The 18486-nt window shown below is 67.6% G+C and carries 9 protein-coding genes; 5 read left to right on the top strand and 4 right to left on the bottom strand.

From position 1 onward, the window contains the following. Positions 1-53 precede the first annotated feature (53 nt). From F0U60_RS50650 to F0U60_RS50635, 4 genes are all read right to left on the bottom strand, one after another. A complete protein-coding gene (locus tag F0U60_RS50650) occupies positions 54-2948 on the bottom strand; it encodes a kelch repeat-containing protein (RefSeq protein WP_395811731.1) in 2895 nt (964 codons plus the stop codon). A 249-nt stretch (positions 2949-3197) separates the two neighbouring features. Then, the gene (locus tag F0U60_RS50645; RefSeq protein ID WP_395811730.1) at positions 3198-4664 is read right to left on the bottom strand and encodes an amidohydrolase family protein; all 1467 of its coding nucleotides are present in this window, start codon (positions 4662-4664) and stop codon (positions 3198-3200) included. Positions 4665-4753: 89 nt separating this feature from the next. Further along, positions 4754-10042 (bottom strand): AAA family ATPase, encoded by a 5289-nt coding sequence (locus F0U60_RS50640; RefSeq protein WP_395811729.1) that lies wholly within the window; start codon positions 10040-10042, stop codon positions 4754-4756. A 137-nt stretch (positions 10043-10179) separates the two neighbouring features. Next, positions 10180-11397, bottom strand: a complete 1218-nt coding sequence (locus tag F0U60_RS50635) for a tetratricopeptide repeat protein (RefSeq protein WP_395811728.1) — start codon at positions 11395-11397, stop codon at positions 10180-10182. A gap of 135 nt (positions 11398-11532) precedes the next feature. Here F0U60_RS50635 and F0U60_RS50630 point away from each other — a divergent pair, with 135 nt between their 5' ends. From F0U60_RS50630 to F0U60_RS50610, 5 genes are all read left to right on the top strand, one after another. Then, the gene (locus F0U60_RS50630) at positions 11533-12339 is read left to right on the top strand and encodes a protein phosphatase 2C domain-containing protein (protein ID WP_395811727.1); all 807 of its coding nucleotides are present in this window, start codon (positions 11533-11535) and stop codon (positions 12337-12339) included. Positions 12340-12343: 4 nt separating this feature from the next. Then, positions 12344-14212, top strand: coding sequence for a hypothetical protein (locus tag F0U60_RS50625; protein WP_395811726.1), 1869 nt, complete (start codon positions 12344-12346; stop codon positions 14210-14212). 103 nt (positions 14213-14315) lie between these two features. After that, positions 14316-15386: a nicotinamidase gene (locus tag F0U60_RS50620; protein WP_395811725.1), complete on the top strand. Its 1071-nt coding sequence runs from the start codon at positions 14316-14318 to the stop codon at positions 15384-15386. A gap of 89 nt (positions 15387-15475) precedes the next feature. Further along, positions 15476-16288: a hypothetical protein gene (locus tag F0U60_RS50615; RefSeq protein WP_395811724.1), complete on the top strand. Its 813-nt coding sequence runs from the start codon at positions 15476-15478 to the stop codon at positions 16286-16288. Between the two features lie 87 nt (positions 16289-16375). Beyond that, entirely contained in the window at positions 16376-18415 is a 2040-nt protein-coding gene (locus F0U60_RS50610; RefSeq protein ID WP_395811723.1) for a bifunctional metallophosphatase/5'-nucleotidase, read from the top strand. Positions 18416-18486: the final 71 nt, after the last annotated feature.

The following is an 18486-nucleotide window of genomic DNA, read 5'->3' as shown; positions in this document are numbered from 1 at the left end:
TCGTGGAGGGTGTCAAAGCGCCCCGGTTGCCGATAGCAGCTTCACCGACGCCTTCACCGGCTTCGACGTGCGCCTTCTCGATGGAGCCAGAAGGCCACCAGCACCCAGGCCCAGAGCAGCGGGAAGGCGGGAGAGGTGGTGCAGCTCCAGCCGTAGTAGCTGCCGGGAGTGGCGAGGATGAAGGAAGAGGTGGTGGGCTCGCTGGTGTTGCCCGCCCGGTCTGTCGCGGTGACCGAGATGACATGGCGCCCGAGTGCCAGGGGCGGAGGGGGCGTGAACCTCCATGTGCCCGCGCCATTGGGCTTCAGCGTCACGGCTTCGCCCTCATCCAGTCTCAGCTGCAACACGCTATCCGGCTCGGCCCAGCCCAGGATGTCTGGCACCTGTTTCGTGTAGAAGGTGCTGCCGTCGGAGGGGGTCGTCACTTCCGGCGCATCGGGGGCCCGCGTGTCCACGGTGAAGTCGAGCACCTCGGAAGCAGGGCTCTCGTTTCCGGCCTCGTCGAGGGCGGTGAGCGAGACCGCGTGAGGCCCCTCGGTCAACGCTGTGTCCGGGGTGTAGCTCCAGGCTCCTCGCGCGTCGGCCGTGAGCGTCCACGTCTTCCCTCCGGACAGCGCCAGCCGCACCGTGCTGCCCGGCTCGGCGGTGCCGGAGAGGGTGGGCCGGGCGGTGTTGAGCCAGGTTCCTCTGGCCGGAGTCTCCACCTGGGGCGGAGCCGGAGCGGTGCCGTCCACCCGGAGGAGCTGCCCGCCGGTGATGCCGTTCGTCATCACGGACAGCAGGTAGTCGCCATCCCTCACCGCGGGCAGTGTGACGGTGACGGCCGTGTCCGAGAAGCCGCTCCCTGGAAGGCGGAGGAGCGTGTTCCCCTCCAGGGTCAGCAGCCCGACCAGGGGAAAGTTGGTCGCGGAGCTCTGGGTGATACCGCCGCTGGCCTCGGACAGGCCCCGGAAGCCGCGCCCGGTGAGCCGGAACGCCGCTCCTGGCTTCGCGACCAGCGCGTCCACGGCCGGGCGCCAGGTCTCGAGAACCCGCGGATCCGTGTACAGCGCCGCGTGGGAGGCATTCAGAGTGTTCGTGCCGCCGACCACCAGCACCTGGCCCGTGGGGAGCAGGGTCGCCGTATGGCCGGAGCGCTCGTCGGGCAGTGTGACGGTTGCGCTCCAGAGGCCCGTGGCCGGGTCATACTCCTCCGAGCTGAAGCCGCCGGTCACGCCGCCAGCGGCCAGCACCTTGCCCGAGGGCAGCAGCGTCGCCGTGTGGCCGGAGCGGGCGTGGGCCAGTGCACCCATCTCGTGCCAGATGCCCGTGTCCGGGTCATACACCTCGGCGCTGGTCAGTGCGCTTCCATCCACCCCGGAACCCCCGGCGACCAGCACCTGGCCCGAGGGCAGCAGCGTTGCCGTGTGGTGGGCACGGGCCTGGCTCATCTCGGTCGTCGTGCTCCAGGTGCGCCCGGCCGGGTCGTAGAGCTCCGCGCTGGCCGTTCCTCCTCCGGTGACCAGCACCTGGCCCGAGGGCAGCAGCGTCGCCGTGTGATGGGTGTGGGCCGAGGCCAGCGGGCCCGTCTCGCTCCAGGTGCCCGTGCCCGGGTCGTACTCCTCCGCATCCGTCCCGCTGACCACCAGGACCCTGCCCGAGGGCAACCGCGTCGCCGTGTGGCCGGAGCGGTTCGTCTTCATCGCGCCCGTCTCGTGCCAGGTGCCCGTGTCCGGGTCGTAGAGCTCCGCGCTGGCTGTCCCCCCTCCGGCGGCCAGCACCTGGCCCGAGGGCAGCGGAGTCGCTGTATGGCCGGAGCGGGTGTGGGTCAGCGCCCCCGTCTCGCGCCAGGTGTTCGTGGCCGGGTCGTACACCTCCGCTCGGCTCGTCCCCTCGCCCGCGGCCACCAGCACCTTGCCCGAGGGCAGCAGGGTCGTCGTGTGGCCACGATGGAGCAGGGCCGGCACGGCCACGGGGCTCCAGGTACTCGTGGCGGGGGGCACGTACACCTCCGCCTGCTGGCCTTGGACGAGCAGCACGTTGCCCGAGGGCAGCAGGGTCGCCGTGTGCAAGACGTGGCCCCCCGTGATGGGCGGAGCCGCCACGCTCCAGGTGCCCGTGGCGGGGTCGTACACCTCCACGCTGGTGAGGAGGCTAGAGAGGTCCCCCCCGACCACCAGCACGTTGCCCGAGGGCAGCAGGGTCGCCGTGTGGTCGGAGCGGGCCGTGGCCATCGCGCCCGTCATGTGCCAGGTGCGCGTGGCCGGGTCGTACACCTCGGCGCTGGTCAGCGCGCCGTCATCCTCCCCGGAGCCTCCGGTGACCAGCACCTTGCCCGAGGGAAGCACCGTCGCCGTGTGGTTTCTGCGGGCCTGGTTCATGGGCGCCGTCATGCGCCAGGTGCGCGTGGCCGGGTCGTACACCTCGGCGCTGGCCAGCGTGCGGTCCTCCCCGTGGCCTCCGGTGATGAGCACTTCGCCCGAGGGCAGCAGCGTCGCCGCGTGCTCCAGGCGGGCCGTGGCCATCGCGCGTGTCGTGCGCCAGGCGTTGGTGGTCGGGTCGTACTCCTCCGCTTCACCCTGGCTCACCACCAGCACCCTGCCCGAGGGAAGCAGCGTCGCCGTGTGAAGGAAGCGGCTGTTGCTCAGTGGCCCCGTCATGCTCCAGGTGCGCGTGGCCGGGTCGTACACTTCCGCGGTGGCGCCGGCGGGGTCCAGGAAGTCTCCCACCACCAGCACCTTGCCCGAGGGAAGCAGCGTCGCCGTGGCGGTGTAGCGGGCTTCGAGCATCGGGCCCATCGTGCTCCAGGTGCCCGTAGCCGGGTCGTACTCCTCGGCGTTCGTTCCTGGCCCTCCAGCCACCAGCACCTTGCCCGAGGGCAGCAGCGTTGCCGTGTGCATCTCGTGGTTGATGCGCGGCGTCGACACCGGCCCGGTTGCCAGCGGGGCCTGGCGCCGTCCCTGGGTCACGGCGGCACGGCCGTCCTCGTGAGGCGCCTGTGCTTGCTTTCCTCCGGACCCGCCGCAGCTCAGCCACACGCACACCAGAGGCAGCAGTCTCCAGGCACCAACAGGTGAGGGTGCCCCACGTCTCAGCCACGAAATCTTCATGCTCGCTTTCATACCGGGCACAACCCGAGCTCGAGGCTCCTGCCCGGCACGGACGTGCCCATGTTGCCGTACTTCGTCACCGCGAGCACCTCCCTGAGACTGGCCGCGTTACATGCTCCCGGCAAGCGTCTCCAGGTCGCTCAGGAGCGCCTGCCGCTCCTCGGCGGAGATGAACCGGCCCCGGACCACCACGGAGTGAATGCGCGTGGTGTTGCGGATGTCCTCCAGCGGGTTGGCATCGAGCACCAGCAGATCGGCGACCTTGCCCTGCTCCACCGTCCCCAGTGAGCCCTGCATACCGAGGTACCGCGCGGGCTCGAGGGTGGCGGCCTGAATCGCCTGCAGCGGCGTGAGCCCGGCCTGGACCAGGAGCGCCAGCTCGTCATGAAGGCTGAAGCCCGGAAACACCCAGGGCGTGGTGCTGTCGGTTCCCGCCATCACCCGCACACCGGCGCGGTGCATCTCACCCACCAGGGCAAGCCTGCGGTTGAACAGGTCGCGGCGCTGCGCACTCTCTTCCTCACTGCGGCCCTGCAGGTAGATTTCCGCCAACTGCCACTTCCAGCCAGCCACCATCGAAGCTGGCAGGTACTTCAGCCGTTCATCGTTCATGTCGAGGTCCATCGACCGGTCGAGGACGTTGTGCTGGGTCAGCGTCGGAACCTGGGCGGTCTCGTCCTTCACGAACTGATTGAAGAGCTGCATGCCCTTGGCAGGGGAGTAGGTGCGAGCCGCATCCCACTCCACGGCGTGGGTCTGCTGGAACCAGGTGTTGTAGCCGGTGATGGTCTCGGGCCTGAGCGAGATCTGCCCGACCCGCTCGCGAAGCGCCTCCTCCTCGGAGGATGTCGCGTACATCACCCCGTAGAGGTGCTCCAAGCTCGCCTGGCCCGCCGCGCTGGCCTCAGCGACGGTGACCAGGTCCGGGCTGTGTCCGGCGAAGGGCATCTGTTGCAGCCGAGCTTCGTCGGCGATGCCGAAGTAGGCCTCGCGCGACAACCGGGAGTAGACCTTGATGAAGTCATAGCCCTGGGCCTTGGCCCGGCGAACCTCCTCCCGGGCCTCGGCCTCGTTGCGGACCGAGATATGGGCGACTGGCGAGTTCTGCCAGAGCGACGGAGTGCCGTCGATGATGGTGCTGCCGAGGATCATCCGGGGCCCGAGCATGCGGCCCTCCTCGATTCTGCGTCGCCACTCCAGCATGAAGGGCTCGCCGTCCATGTGCCGGAGGGTGGTGACGCCGTTCACCACGTGGAGCAGGGGGAAGACCTGCTCCATGTTCTGGGTGTGGACGTGCATGTCGGCCAGCCCCGGCAGCAGATACTTGCCCTGGAGATCCACGGTCTTCAGACCGTCGGGGAGCTCGAGGTCGTCGGATTTCCGCAGCGCCACGATTTGCTCACCCTTGATGAGCACCGTCATGTCGGACTGTGGAGGGGTTCCGGCGGCGTCGATGACCGTGACATGAGTCAAGGCGTAGTCCGCGTCGACAACAGTCGGGTTGTCTTCGCAACCGAGGCCACTGGCGGCGAGCGCCAGGGCGAGGAAGAGGTGACGTACAGGATATCGAGACATGGATGAATCACTCCCAGGCGGGTCCCTTGCGGCTTTCGTATGCAATGGGACACCGGGGGCAGCGGGAAGTGTCACCCGGCACTTCGTCTCTACGTTTTCTCAGACACGGAGAGCGGGAGCTCCAGCGTGGTCACGGCGCCCTTCCCCGGCCCCTCGCTCTCGATGGTCAGGCGGCCACTGAGGAGCTGTGCCGCCAGGGCGCTGGAGTGCAGGCCGAAGCCGTGGCCGTCCTTGCGGGTGGTGAAGCCATGGGCGAACAGCTTCCCCTTCACCTCTGGGGCGATTCCCATTCCATCATCCACCACCTGGATGCGTGCCACCGACCCTTCCGCTCTCAGCTTTATCCACAGGTTGCGCTGCCCCTCGGGCTTTGAGTCCAGCGCGTGTTTGGCATTGCTGAGCAGGTTGATGAGGATCTGCAGCACCTTGTGCTTGTCCACCTTCACCTTGGGGACGGGAGCGCGTTCGAGGCGGACGGACACACCATGGCGCTGCAGGGCGGGCATCTGGATGCGCAGGGCATCGTCGATGAGGTGGGCCAGGTCGCATTCCTCGGTCATGAGCGTGGTCCTGGCGTACGTCTGCTGGACCTGGACGATGGTGCGGATGTGCTCGATGTGACGGCCCATGGCATCCATGTCTTCCATGAGGCGGGTCTGCTCGTTCACCAACTCGTCAGCGAGCGCGGAGAGGTAGCCCGGCAGGTGGCTGCCGCGAGAGCCCTCGGCGAGGAAGTCGGCCAGACCGGCCTGGTTCTCCAGAATCAGGGCAGCGGCCTGCTTCAGGCGGCTCACGCGAGACGAGCCCACGGCTTTGCGCATCACCTCGAGGTTGACGACGGCGCTGGTGAGCACATTGCCCACGTTGTGCAGCACGTTGGTGGCCACCTCGGCCATGCCCACCTCGCGAGCGGTATCCACCAGGCGGGCCTGGGCCTGCTTGAGCTCGTGCGTGCGCTCCTCCACCCGCTGCTCCAGCTCTTCATTGGCTCGGTGCAGCTCCTCCCTGGCGCGCTGGACGTCCTCATAAAGCCGAGCGTTCTCGATGGAGATGGCGGCCTGGGAAGCAATGTGACCCAGGAGCGCCAGGCGCGCGGGGCTGAAGGCATTGGTGGCCAGGTTGTTCTCCAGGTAGAGCGCCCCGGAGAATCGATCCTTCCTCACCAGCGGCAGGCACAACACCGAGCGCGCTCCACTGTGTGCCAGGTACGCATCGGAGGAGAAGGAGTGGGGCTTGGAGGCATCGCCGATGAGCACGTGCTCGCGCGTTCGCCGGACATAGGAGAGGAGCGTCCACGGAAGCTCCGGAGCCGCTCCCTCTGATGAAGTGCCGGTGATGGCGGCCACTGACAGGGTGTCGCCGTCGGGCAACAGCAGGGCGCCTCTCTGGGCCCCCGCGTTCTCGATGGCTGCGTGCAGCAGCGTGGTGACCAGATGCTCCAGGACGATTTCACTGGAGACCGCCTGCTGGGCCTTGACCACCGTGAGCGCGTCGATACGGGTCGAGTCCGTACTGCTGGTGGTCAGCTCGTCCTGGGCCTGGGTGTCCGTGGCGGAAGAGAGGTGGGGCCACTGGGACTCCAGGTGCTGAACCTTGCCCTGAGCACCCCACTGCCGGTACGCCGCCCGAGCTTCCCGTGCGAAGGCATGAGCGACGATGGGCGCCTGCCGGGTGCGCCAGAAGTTCGCGGCGAGCTCGCTGGCCAGTGCCACGTACTGGGTGGCACCATTCTCTCTCGCCGAGCGGATGGCTTCCTCATAAGCGCGCGTGGCCTCCTCGGACCGTCCCACGAGGCGGGCCAGCTCCGCGGAGACGAGCCGCTCGAGCGCATGGAAGTTCTCGGGACAAGTGTCTGCCCATTCCGCGAGCTGCTGCTGGTGCGACTGGATGCCCTCGAGGAACTGCCGCTGCTCCTCGGGCGTGGCCTCCTCGAAGCACGCCGCCAGGGCGAGGGCGCGGTAGAAGTGCAAGACGCACTGGGGGAGGGTGCCCTGGATGACCCACAGGAACTCGGCCGCCTTGTCCGCTGCCTCCCGGGCCTCCGCGTAGGCTCCGCACATGAAGCGTGACTGGAGCTTGGCGAGCCAATAGTTGCTCTTCAGGGTCGCCTGGCGTTTGGGGAGCTGCGCCTCGAAGGCTTGCTCATCGAAGCCCTCCCCGTTCAGCGAGCCGAACGAGCGGGTGTTCCCGCGCATGTTCTGCACGTAGCGCTGATCCAGCAGGACATAGTCCAGGGGCTCCATGACTCCCGTCTTGCGCAAGAACTCGCTGCGCACGAGCGACTCCCGGTAGACCTCCTCCAGGTGATGCCCCATGCAGAGCCGGTTGTAGACGATGTACCAGTTGCTGTAGGCGGCGCCCAGGATGTCTCCCACCTGAAGCGCGTGGTGGAGTGACTTGATGACGAGCTCCTGCGCTTGGGGCAGGGGCTGGGTCCAATAGCTGCAGAACTGCATGCAGTAGAGAACCCTCCCGCGGTGGGCGGACAGGTTGTGCCGATCGACGAACTCGAGGGCGAGCTTGGAGAAGGCAAGGCCTTCACGGTACCGCTTGAAGTACGAGCTGGAGATGAAGCCAAACCAGCCGAATCCGGGCGTGGCGGCATCCACGAATCCGTGGCGGATGGTGAGGGAGACAATCCTGCTCACGATGATGATGAACAGGTGGTGGTTGGTGGCGTAGGCGGTTGGGTAGAACTCCAGGAGGGTGCTGATGGCCAGCTTCACGTCCGGGTCGGTCGTGAGTGGCAGGTCGATGAGGCTCTCGATGGGACGCTCCCCCAACAACGTCCACACCTCCTCATGGGCGGCCACCGCCTCCTCCCAGGTGGGGGTCGGCGAGAGCGGCATGCCCAGCACGGCCAGGCACTTCTGCATGCAGGTGAGGCCCTGCTGGCTCTCGCTCATGGCGAAGTGGACGTCCATCCTCAGGATGTGGACGGCCACGGAGTCCGCACGGGTGCGAGCCCGGGGGATGAGCTCATCGACTTGCCGGCGCGCCTCGGTGATGTTGCCGTACGAGAATTCACAGCGCGCCTGGGTGAATCGCAGCTTGAAGGCGAGCTCGGGGTTCGTCTCCCAGGGGTCTCCCGGAAGGAGTGAGAAGGCCGTCGAGAAGTAGGTGATGGCGGGGCGGAGCGCCATCGCGGCCTTGGCTTTGTCACCCGCCTCGACGTTTAGCTGCAGGAGGTGGCTGCGCTCCGCGGGGTCCTCCATCAGCTCCACCCCGGCGTTGAGCTGGCTCACCACGTCGAAGAGCGACTCGCGCAGCTGTTCCTGGGAGAGGCCGTCGAGCATCAGCCGGCCGATGCGCAGGTGGGCGGCCTTGCGCTGCGACTCGGAGAGGAGGGAGTGGGCCGCCTGCTGGATGCGGTCATGGAGGAAGCGGTACTGCACCGGGCTGGTGCGCACCAACAGGCCTTCCTGGAGCGCGGGCTCGATACCTTGCTCCACCTCTCCTTCCGCGGACAGCCCGGCGAGGGTGCCCACCATCTGGAGGGAGAAGACATTGCCCACACACGCCGCCAGTTGCAGCAGATGCTGCGTGCCCACGGGGAGCTGACGCAGCTTGCCCACCAGGAAGTCGACGATGTTTTCCGAATAGCCGCGGGCCCGCACCCCTTCGGCGTCCCACCGCCAGCCTCCTCCGGGCACACGCACCAGCAGACCGTCCTGGTGGAGCGTCACCAGCAGTTGCAGGAGGAAGAAGGGGTTGCCGCCCGTCTTCTCGTGCACCAGCGCCGAGAGGGGGACGACCACCTCCCTTTCCGCTCCCGGCAGCGTGTCGGCCACCAGGTGCTCCACCTGTGCCAGGCTCAGCGGCTCCAGGCGGATGTCTGTCATGTGTGCCCCTGCCTTGCGCACCTCGTCCAACACGGAGAGGAGCGAGTGGGTGGGGCCCACCTCGTTGTCTCGGTAGGCGCCAATCCACAGCACCGGGAGGGTCTCCGGCTGCGACAGCAAATGTGCGAGCAGTTGCAGACTGGCGAGGTCCGCCCACTGCAGGTCATCCAGGAACACCACCAGGGGGTGCTCCAGGGTGGCGAACACCGAGATGAATTGGCGGACCACCCGATAGAAGCGCTGCTGCGCCTCGCCAGGGGGCACCTCCTGGAGCGCGGGCTGGGGGCCCACCAGGACTTCCAACTGGGGCACCAAATCCACGAGCAGCTGACCCTGGCCCTCCCAGGCCTGGTTCACCCGCTGGCGCCACCGGGCAATCTCCTCTTCGCTTCCCGCGAGCAACTGCTGCACCAGACCCCGGAGTGTCTGGGCCAGGGTGACGTAGGGAATGTCTCGCTGGAACTGGTCGAACTTGCCGCTCAGGAAGAAGCCGCGGCGCTGGACCACGGGCTTGTGCAGCTCGTTCACCACGGAGGACTTGCCAATGCCCGAGTACCCGCTGACGAGGAACAGCTCTGGCCTGCCCGTGCGGGCCACCCGCTCGAAGCCCTCGAGCAGGGAGGATACCTGCGTCTCTCGTCCATAGAGCCGTTGCGGCAGTTGGAAGCGGTTGGGCGTGTCCTGCGTGCCCAGCGTGAACTCCTCCCGGACTCCCTGGCTCAGCGCCTGGCGGCAGCGCTCCAGGTCCGCCAGGAGCCCCTCGGCGCTCTGGTAGCGCTCCTCGGCCACCTTCGCCAGGAGCTTGAGGACGAGCGCGGACAAGGCCAGGGGCACCTGCGGGTTCAGCTCGTGCGGGGGCCTGGGCTTCTGCGCCATGTGGGCGTGGAACCACTCGAGCGCGTCTTTTCCCTGGAAGGGACGACGACCCGTGAGCAGCTCGTAGAAGGTGACGCCCAGTGAGTAGAAGTCCGTGCGGTAGTCCACCGCCCGGTTCATCCGCCCCGTCTGCTCCGGCGACATGTAGGCCAGAGTGCCTTCAATCAAGTGCGTCGGCGCCGCGTCCAGGTGCTCCACCTTCTGCAGGGTGGCCACGCCGAAGTCGATGAGCCGTGCGTCGCCCGAGGGCTCCAGGATGATGTTGGAGGGCTTGATGTCCTTGTGGATGACGTTGCGGCCGTGGACCTCCCCCAGGGTGGACGTCAGGGAGAGGGCCAGCTGCAAGAACCGGGAGAGCTCCAGGGGCTGGCCCGTGGATTCAGAGAGGGACGGGCCCTGCACTCGCTCCAGCAGCAGCAGGGGCCGCTCGCCGATTCGTTCATAGGCATAGGGCCTGACGACGCCTCGCACGTTCCGCAGCCGTTCCAGGATGGAGAACTCGCGCCGGTAGCGCTCACTCTCTGGGCGACCAGGCGAGGCTGCCATGGGGGTCTTGATGATGACGGGCAGGCCATCTGCCTCGCGCACCGCCTGAAACAAAGCGTTCGAGCCTGTGGCTCGGATGGTACCGAGGACCCGGTATCCCGGAATATCCAACATGGATGAGCTCACCTGTTGGCGAGAACCGGTCCCCATGACGTCGTCGCGCCGATACGTCGAATTGTACGCGTTCAGAAGTGGACAGTGCACTCGCCCGGGTTTTCGCCCTCGAGGACATGCCCACCCGTCTGGTGTGCTCAGCGCCTGGTGAAGATGAAGTAGAGCGCTGGCAGGAGGCTCAGCCAGACGTGGGGTAGGCCCAGGGCGAGGTGGACGGTGAACACCAGCGAGGCGGCCAGGGAGAGCGCTCGATGCGTCACCCGCTGGCGTGGAGTCACCCGGAGCGAACGCTCGGACCGGCGGGGCCCCACGAGCACCACGAACGCCGCCAGGCAGATGGGGAGGGCCCACAGGACGCGCGGACCCAGGACCCAGAACAGGGCGCCCACGAGCACCACGAGGGCGTGGTTTCCCGCCGAGACGGCGAGCGACGCTGACTCCACTCCCTCCAGGTGCTGCTCCCGGAAGAGCCAGGAGGCGGAGGCCATCAACACCTCAGGAAGGATGAACAGTGTCGCGTAGAGGCCCAGGAGGCCCGCGGCGAAGCGCGAGAGCTGCTCCTGGCCTGGCTCCATGACGTGCATGAAGCCGCACATGCCGAACAGGATGAACAGTCCGAGCATGAGCCGGGTGCCCAGGGCGTTGCGCACGCGCAGCAGGAGGCGGAACACCGGACCGAGCACGGGGCGTCCAGCGAGGCGCGCGACGAGCAGGGAATGACGGTAGGCCGGCTCGTTCGGGTACTGCGCCAGGGCAGCCCGGAAGAGTGCCTCGGCCTCGCGGACGTCGCCCCGGTCCAGGCAGATCATGCCCCGGGACAGGAGTGCTGTGGTTTCCTGGGGATCCTGGGCCATGGCCGTCCGGCTCGCCTCGTCCGCGGAGTCATGCCGGCCCAACGCACGGAGCGACATGGCGCGCATGGCGTGGAGCTCCGGGTCCTCCGGTTCGAGCGCGAGCGCCTGGTCCAGGAGCTCCAACGCCTGCTCGTGTTGTCCGCCCCGCAGGGCCAGGTGGGCGAGCACGCGAAGAGGGTCGGGGTCTTCCGGGGACAGCCGGTGTGCCTCCTTGGCATGCTCGGTGGCCTCGAGCCGTTGCTCCGTCATCGCCAGCGTTTGCGCCAGACAGAGCCGGACCCAGGCGTCCGCGGGGTCGAGCGCGAGTGCCTCGCGGGCCGCCTTCAAGGCCTCCGGCATTCGATTGAGCCCCTGGAGGCACTGCCCGAGCATGGCGTGCGCGTGGGCGTGCTCGGGCTCTTCCGCGATGGCCTTCTGCAGCAGGGGGAGCGCATGGGCGTAGAGCCCCTTGTCCATCAGGATCGAGGCGCGGTCATAGGAGCTCTGCATGTCGGTGTGCATTCAAGCACAGATTGCTCGTGCCCCTGCCCCCAACTCACGGAAGGAGCCCATACCTGGCTTGACTTGGTGTTTTAATGACACTAACTATGTGTCCGTAAGACACGAAGTCTGTCAGGTCCCTAGGAGAGGAGTGCCATGTCCTCGCTGCCCTTCGAGCTCGCCGCTGCCACCGTCATGGGCCGGGAGCACGCCCGAGCCGGACGCAACAACCAGGACGCCCTCTGGGCTCGGGCGAGCGAGCACGGGCTCGCCGCCGTCGTCGCGGATGGGTGCGGCAGTGGCGCCCAGAGCGAGCTGGGGGCGCAGCTTGGCGCCCGCAGGGTGGTGGAGGGCGCACTCTCGCTGCTAGGCCAGCAGGTGCCCGTCGACTCGCCCGGGTTCCTCCAGCGCCTGGGCGCGGATGTCCTGTGCTTCCTTCAGGCCCTCTCCGGGGAGCTCGGACAGAGAGCCATCGGCGAGGCCCTGCTCTTCACCCTCGTGGGTGCTGTTGTCACCCCGGAGCACACACTCGTCTTCTCCGCGGGTGACGGACTCTGGGCCCTCAATGGTTCGGTTCATCGGCTCGGGCCCTTTCCCGGTAATGCGCCGCCCTACCTCGCCTATGGGCTGCTGAAGCCGGGCGCCGTCTCCTTGCAGGCCCAAGCGCTTCGGCGCACCGAGGAGGTGGACTCCCTGCTGCTTGGCACGGATGGCGTCTGTGACCTGGAGGGGCTTGCTGCTGCGCGGGTGCCCGAGCGCGATGAGCCCGTGGGTCCGCTCTCGCAGTTCTGGAGCGACGACCGGTTCTTCTCCAACCCGGACGCGCTGCGCCGTCGCCTCGCGCTCCTCAACCGCGAGGCCGTCCGCGCCGACTTCTCGGCTCAGCGCCTCGTGCGCGTTCCCGGGTTGCTCTCCGATGACACCACCCTCGTCGTCCTGCGCCGCCGGCAGGGGAGGGCCTGACACCATGGATGTCTATCTCGAAGGCAAGAAGCTCCGGTTGGACCCCACGAAGGCGCTCGGCAAGGGCGGCGAGGCCGACGTGTTCGACCTGGGCGACGGGCGCGTCCTCAAGCTCTTCAAGCCCCCCGAGCACCCCGACTACGGCAACCTCCCCGACGAGCAGGCCGCTGCCCGCGCCCGCATCGCCGAGCACCAGCACAAGCTCCCCGCTTTCCCCAAGCCACTGCCCCCGCGCGTCATCTCTCCGCAGACGCTCGCCACCGACAAGAAGGGGCGGACGGTGCTTGGCTACGCCATGCGCAAGCTCGAGGGCGTCGAGCCCCTGCGCCGCTTCGGTGACCCGTCCTTCCGCCGCGCTGGCGTGCCGTCTTCACGCGTCGCGGAGCTCTTCCGGGGCCTGCACCGCTCGCTCTCCGCGCTCCACGGCTGCGGTGTGGTGGTGGGCGACTTCAACGACCTCAACATCCTCGTCACCGGTAACGACGCGTGGCTCATTGACGCGGACAGCTTCCAGTTCGGCCCCTACCTCGCCACCGTCTTCACCGAGAAGTTCCTCGACCCGTTGCGCCTGGGGGGCTCGACTCAGGGGCTGATGCCCTCTCGCCCGGCGTCCACGGACAGTGATTGGTATGCCTTTGCCGTCGCGCTGATGCAGAGCCTTCTGTGCGTGGGGCCTCATGGGGGCATCCACCGGCCCAAGCCTCCCACCCCCAAGGCCACGCCCACCGCGCGTGTCCTCCAGCGCATCACCGTCTTCCACCCGGACGTGCAGTACCCCAAGCCGGCGACGCCCTTCGGCGTCCTCCCGGATGACTTGCTGCACTGCCTGCACCGGGTGTTCGTCGAGGACGCACGCGGGCCCTTTCCCCTGCCGCTGCTGGACTCGCTGCGCTTCACCGTCTGTGCCTCGTGTGGCGTGGAGCACGCGCGGGCCTCGTGCCCCACGTGCCGCCCGAGCGCGACGGCAGCCACCACGCCCGTCACCACTGTGCGCGGCCAGGTGGTGGCCACTCGCCTCTTCACGACGGAAGGGGTCATCCTCCACGCCTGTGTCGAGGACGGCACCTTGCGCTGGCTCTTCCACGCGGATGGGGCATACCGGCGTGAGGATGGCTCGTCCGTGCTCCAGGGCGGGATGGACCCCTCGCTGCACTGGGCGCTCCAGGGAGCCGTCACGCTGGTGGGGAAGGGCGGGGAGTTCGCGGTGCTCGCTGCGGGCCAGCGCCCCGAGCGGCTTGGCGTGGATGCGCCCGACCAGCGTCCGGCCTTCGCGGCGAATGCGCGCCATCGCTACTGGGCGCATGCCGGTGCCTTGTGGCGGGATGGGACGTTTGGCCCCGAGCGCATGGGCGAGGTGCTCGCCGGGCAGACGCGCCTCTTCGTGGGGCCGCGCTTCGGGCTCGGCTTCCACCGCGCGGGCTCGCTGCGTGGCGCTTTCGTCTTCGACGCCGAGCGCCCCGGTCTCAAGGATGGCCTTGTTCTGCCGTGGCCCTCGGGCAGGCTGGTGGACGCGGAGGCCGTCTTCGATGGCTCGCTCTGCTGGCTGTTTCTCGCTGAGGAGACGGGCGGTCGCACGGTGCACCACTGCGTGGTGGTGGGCGCGGATGGTGCGGTGAAGGCGAGTGCGCGCGGGGAGGCGGGGGATGGCTCGTGGCTCGGCTCGCTGCGGGGCAGGTGCGCCGCGGGAGAGGCCCTGTTCGCCCCTACCGATGCGGGGCTCGTCCGCGTGGAGCTACGTCAGGGCCGGCTTGAGGTGGTTCGCGAGTTCCCTGACACCGAGCCCTTCGTCGACGCGGACAGCCGCCTCTTCCTCTCGAAGCACGGGCTCACTGTCGTCCGCCGGCAGGACGTCACCGCCCTGCGCATGAGCTGACACTCCGCCGTACCCGGGGCGGCCCCGAATCGGGCCACCTCGCCTTGACATGGTGTTGTTTGGACACTATGTTGGTGTTGTCGATACACGAAGGGGGATGCACATGAAGACGCAGTCGAAGCTCAAGGAGCTGCCGCTTCCGTCGTTCTACAAGCCCGCCAATGCCAGCGCGTACGCCTACGGGCCCAATGCCCTGGCGCTCCAGGCCGAGGCTCACACCTGGCGCGGCGCCCACGGCCTCTCCGCCGCTGCCACTGATTCCTTCAACCTCCACCTGCTCCTCATCGACGTCCAGAAGGACTTCTGCTTCCCCGAGGGCTCCCTCTACGTCGGCGGACGCTCCGGCCGCGGCGCCATCGATGACAGCCGCCGCATCGCCGAGTTCATCTACAAGAACCTCGGTGCCCTGACGAACGTCACCACCACGCTCGATACCCACTTCGCCTACCAGATCTTCTTCCCGTCCTTCTGGGTCGACCAGAACGACCAGCCCCTCACCGCCTACCGTGAGGTCACTCGCGAGCAGATTGAACGCGGCCTCGTCCGCCCCAATCCCGCCATGGCGAAGTGGCTCTGCGGCGGCAACTACCCCTGGCTCCTCAAGCAGGTGAAGTACTACTGCGAGGAACTCGAGCGCGCCGGGAAGTACACCCTCTACCTCTGGCCTCCTCACTGCCTCCTCGGCGGTGATGGGCATGCCATCGCCGGTGTTGTGCAGGAGGCTCGGCTGTTCCACTCGTTCGCCCGCGGCGCCCAGTCCTGGGCCGAGGTCAAGGGCGGTAATCCTCTGACGGAGAACTACTCGGTGCTTCGCCCCGAGGTCCTCACTCGCCACGACGGGCAGCCGCTCGCTCAGCGCAATACCCAGTTCATCAAGACGCTCCTCACCGCCGATGCCGTCGTCATCGCCGGCCAGGCCGCCAGCCACTGCGTGAAGAGCTCCATTGATGACCTGCTCGGGGAGATTCTGGCTCAGGATGCCGCGCTTGCTCGCAAGGTGTATCTGCTCACCGATTGCATGTCCTCGGTCACTGTTCCCGATGGCAAGGGCGGCTTCGCCGCGGACTTCACTCCTCAGACCGAGGCCGCTCTCAAGCGCTTCGCCGATGCTGGGATGCACCTGGTGAAGTCCACGGATCCGCTCGCTTCGTGGCCGGATCTCCGCATCGCTTAGTCGGTTCGCACGGTTTTCCTCGCACGGTTCCACGTACCCTCACCCCGACCCTCTCCCGGAGGGAGAGGGAGGGGTTCACGGAGGTTCAGATGAGCTCCTCTTCCAGCAATGGCAACAGCTCTAGTTCCAATGTCTCGCAGCTCTTCCAGGCCGCTCACTCCGAGGGCGTTCTCAGCCCCGCCGCCCTCCAGGCCCTCACCGTCGTTGACCTCGGCGCTCAAATCCAAGCGGGACTCGGCATCAGCGTTGATGACGTCCAGGCCTCCGAGGTCGTCCTCGTCACCGTCATGCCTGATGACTCCGGCTCCATCCAGCACTCGGGTCATGCTCGGACTGTCTGCGACGGTCACAACCTCGTCCTCGATGCTCTCCTCTCCTCCCAACAGAAGGACGGCATCCTCTTCCACACCCGCTACCTCAATGGCTTCGTCCTCAATCCCTTCCGGCCCCTCGAGGACGTCGTCCGCATGCACTCCAAGAACTATGACCCCGATAAGGGCACGCCCCTTTATGACCAGGCCGTTGTCTTGCTCGGCACCGTGCTCGCCAAGGCCCAGGAGTTCACTCGCAACGGCGTCTCTGCTCGCACTGTGACCCTCCTCATCACCGATGGCGCTGATTGCCACTCGCAGAGCTCCCGCCCTCGCGATGTCGCCGCGCTCGTGAACGACCTTCGCCGCGCTGAGAATCACATCGTCGCAGCCATGGGCATCGACGACGGCACCACCGACTTCCGCAAGGTCTTCCGCGAGATGGGCATCGAGGACAAGTGGATCCTCACCCCCGGTCAGAGCGCCCAGGACATCCGCAAGGCCTTCCAGGTCTTCAGCCAGTCCGCCGTCCGCGTCAGCCAAGGCGCCGCCAGCTTCAGCCGTACCGCCCTCGGTGGTTTCGGAGCCTGATTCGTCATTTCTCCTGGCGTGGATTTTTTCGCTACCCTCCGGCTCCTTCCACGGCCGAAGGGCCGTCTCAACCGACGGAACGCATCCATGCTTCATCCGAAGAAACAACCTGTCTTCCTGGCCAGCGCTCTCCTGGCGCTGGCCTTCACCTCGGGCTGTGGCAACACCGAGGTGGAATCGCCGCCTCCTCTTTCCGTGCCTCCGCGGGCCGCCTTCTCCTTCCAGGTCCTCCACGCCTCGGACATGGAGTCCGGTCTCCCCGCCACCGAGGATGCTCCGCGTTTCTCCGCCGTGCTGCGCGTCCTCGAGGCACAGTTCCCTCGCCGCACCCTCAAGCTCGCCAGCGGTGATCTCTGGCTCCCCGGTGTCTTCTTCAACGCCGGGGGAGACCCCGCCATGAAGACCGTTCCCGGCGTGGGCAAGGAGAGCTCCGGCCGCGCCGACATGGCCATGTTCAACGAGATGGGCTTCCACGCCGCCTCGTTCGGCAACCATGAGTTCGACAACGGCACGCGGGAGATTCGCAACATCATCGCCAGTGATGGTGACTGGTCCGGCGCGAAGTTCCCCTATCTCACGTCCAACCTCGACTTCAGCGCCAACAGCGACCTCAAGGGGCAGGTCGTGCCCGCCGGCACCGAGCTCGATGCCAACAACCCCGGCACGAGCCTGCACAACAAGATCACCCCCAGCATCATCTACACCCTGGACGGCCAGAAGGTCGGCATCGTGGGCGCTACCACCCCGCAGCTGCCGCGCATCTCCTCGCCGGGCACCGTCATTACTTCGCCCGCGGATCCCGTCGACTATGACGGGCTGGCCTCCATCATCCAGGCCCAGGTCGATGCGCTGCGCAATACCGGCGTGGACAAGATCATCCTCATGGCGCACATGCAGCAGTACTTCGTCGAGGTGGACGAGCTGCCCAAGCGCCTCGATGGTGTGGACATCATCATCGCGGGTGGCAACCACGCCGTCTGGGCCGATGCGGATGACGCGCTCTACTCCGGCGACACCGCCACTGTGGAGTACCCGCAGTGGAAGAAGTCGAAGTCCGACCAGCCCATCGCCGTGCTGAACGTGTCCTCCAACTGGCACTACGTGGGGCGCTTCATCGCTCACTTCGACGAGGCGGGCGTGCTCCTCCCGGCGCTTCACAACTCCTTGCAGAATGGCGCCTACGCCACGGACGCGGCGGGGGTCGCTCGCCTCGCGGCCGCCTCCCAGGTGGACCCCGAGGTCAAGGCCATCGCCGACGGCGTGAAGGGCGTGGTGCTCACCAAGGACGGCACCATTTTTGGCAAGACGCAGGTGTACCTCAATGGCCTGCGCACCTCCGTGCGCACCGAGGAGACCAACCTCGGCAACATCACCTCCGATGCGAACCTCTGGTACGCCCAGAAGTCGGATCCCTCCACCGTCATCTCCCTGAAGAACGGCGGCGGCATCCGCGACTCCATCGGCGCGGTGGGCACTGGCTCCGACCCCACCTACGGCCCACCCGCCGCCAACCCCGCCGCCAACAAGCACGAGGGCGACATCAGCCAGCTCGACATCGAGAACAGCCTGCGCTTCAACAACGACCTGGCGCTGGTGACCGTCACCGCGAAGCAGCTCGAGGAGGTGCTCGAGCACGGTGTGGCGGCCGTGGCCCCTGGCGCAACTCCGGGCCAGTTCCCCCAGGTGAGCGGCATCCGCTTCGAGTATGACGCCAGCAAGCAGGCGCAGGTGCTCGACGGCAGCGGCACTGTCACCACCCCCGGACAGCGCATCCTCAAGGCCGTCCTCGTGAACGAGGCGGGTGACGTGGTGGACACCCTGGTGGACAACGGCGTCCTCGTGGGCGACGAGACGCGCACCTTCCGCCTGGTGACGCTCGGCTTCCTGGCCGGTGGCGGTGACGGCTACCCGTTCCGCCGGTTTGAGCAGGAGAACGGCGGGCTCTTCAACCGCGTCTCGCTGGCCACGACCAGCGGCCAGGGCTTCTCGGCCGAGGGCCGCGAGCAGAAGGCCTTCGCGGACTACCTCGCCGCGAAGTTCCCCGCCTCAGGCCCGGGCTACTCCGCCGCCGACACGGCCAAGGCGGCCGACGCGCGCATCACGCCCGTCACCGCCAGCCAGCCGTAGGCCTGCGCTACGCAGGAGTGGGGCCGCATCCTGGTGCTCCCCTTCCTGGTTGGGGGGCACCTGTTCTCATG

Source organism: Archangium minus (assembly GCF_044360475.1).
Lineage (GTDB): Bacteria > Myxococcota > Myxococcia > Myxococcales > Myxococcaceae > Archangium > Archangium minus.
Note: the sequence above shows the minus strand (reverse complement) of the source record. Positions and strands in the feature narration are given on the sequence as shown.

Coding starts and splice junctions, on each gene's coding strand:
- F0U60_RS50640 (WP_395811729.1), bottom strand. CDS start 10,042: ATGTTGGATATTCCGGGATACCGGGTCCTCGGTACCATCCGAGCCACA.
- F0U60_RS50645 (WP_395811730.1), bottom strand. CDS start 4,664: ATGTCTCGATATCCTGTACGTCACCTCTTCCTCGCCCTGGCGCTCGCC.
- F0U60_RS50615 (WP_395811724.1), top strand. CDS start 15,476: ATGAGCTCCTCTTCCAGCAATGGCAACAGCTCTAGTTCCAATGTCTCG.
- F0U60_RS50635 (WP_395811728.1), bottom strand. CDS start 11,397: ATGCACACCGACATGCAGAGCTCCTATGACCGCGCCTCGATCCTGATG.
- F0U60_RS50610 (WP_395811723.1), top strand. CDS start 16,376: ATGCTTCATCCGAAGAAACAACCTGTCTTCCTGGCCAGCGCTCTCCTG.
- F0U60_RS50625 (WP_395811726.1), top strand. CDS start 12,344: ATGGATGTCTATCTCGAAGGCAAGAAGCTCCGGTTGGACCCCACGAAG.
- F0U60_RS50620 (WP_395811725.1), top strand. CDS start 14,316: ATGAAGACGCAGTCGAAGCTCAAGGAGCTGCCGCTTCCGTCGTTCTAC.
- F0U60_RS50630 (WP_395811727.1), top strand. CDS start 11,533: ATGTCCTCGCTGCCCTTCGAGCTCGCCGCTGCCACCGTCATGGGCCGG.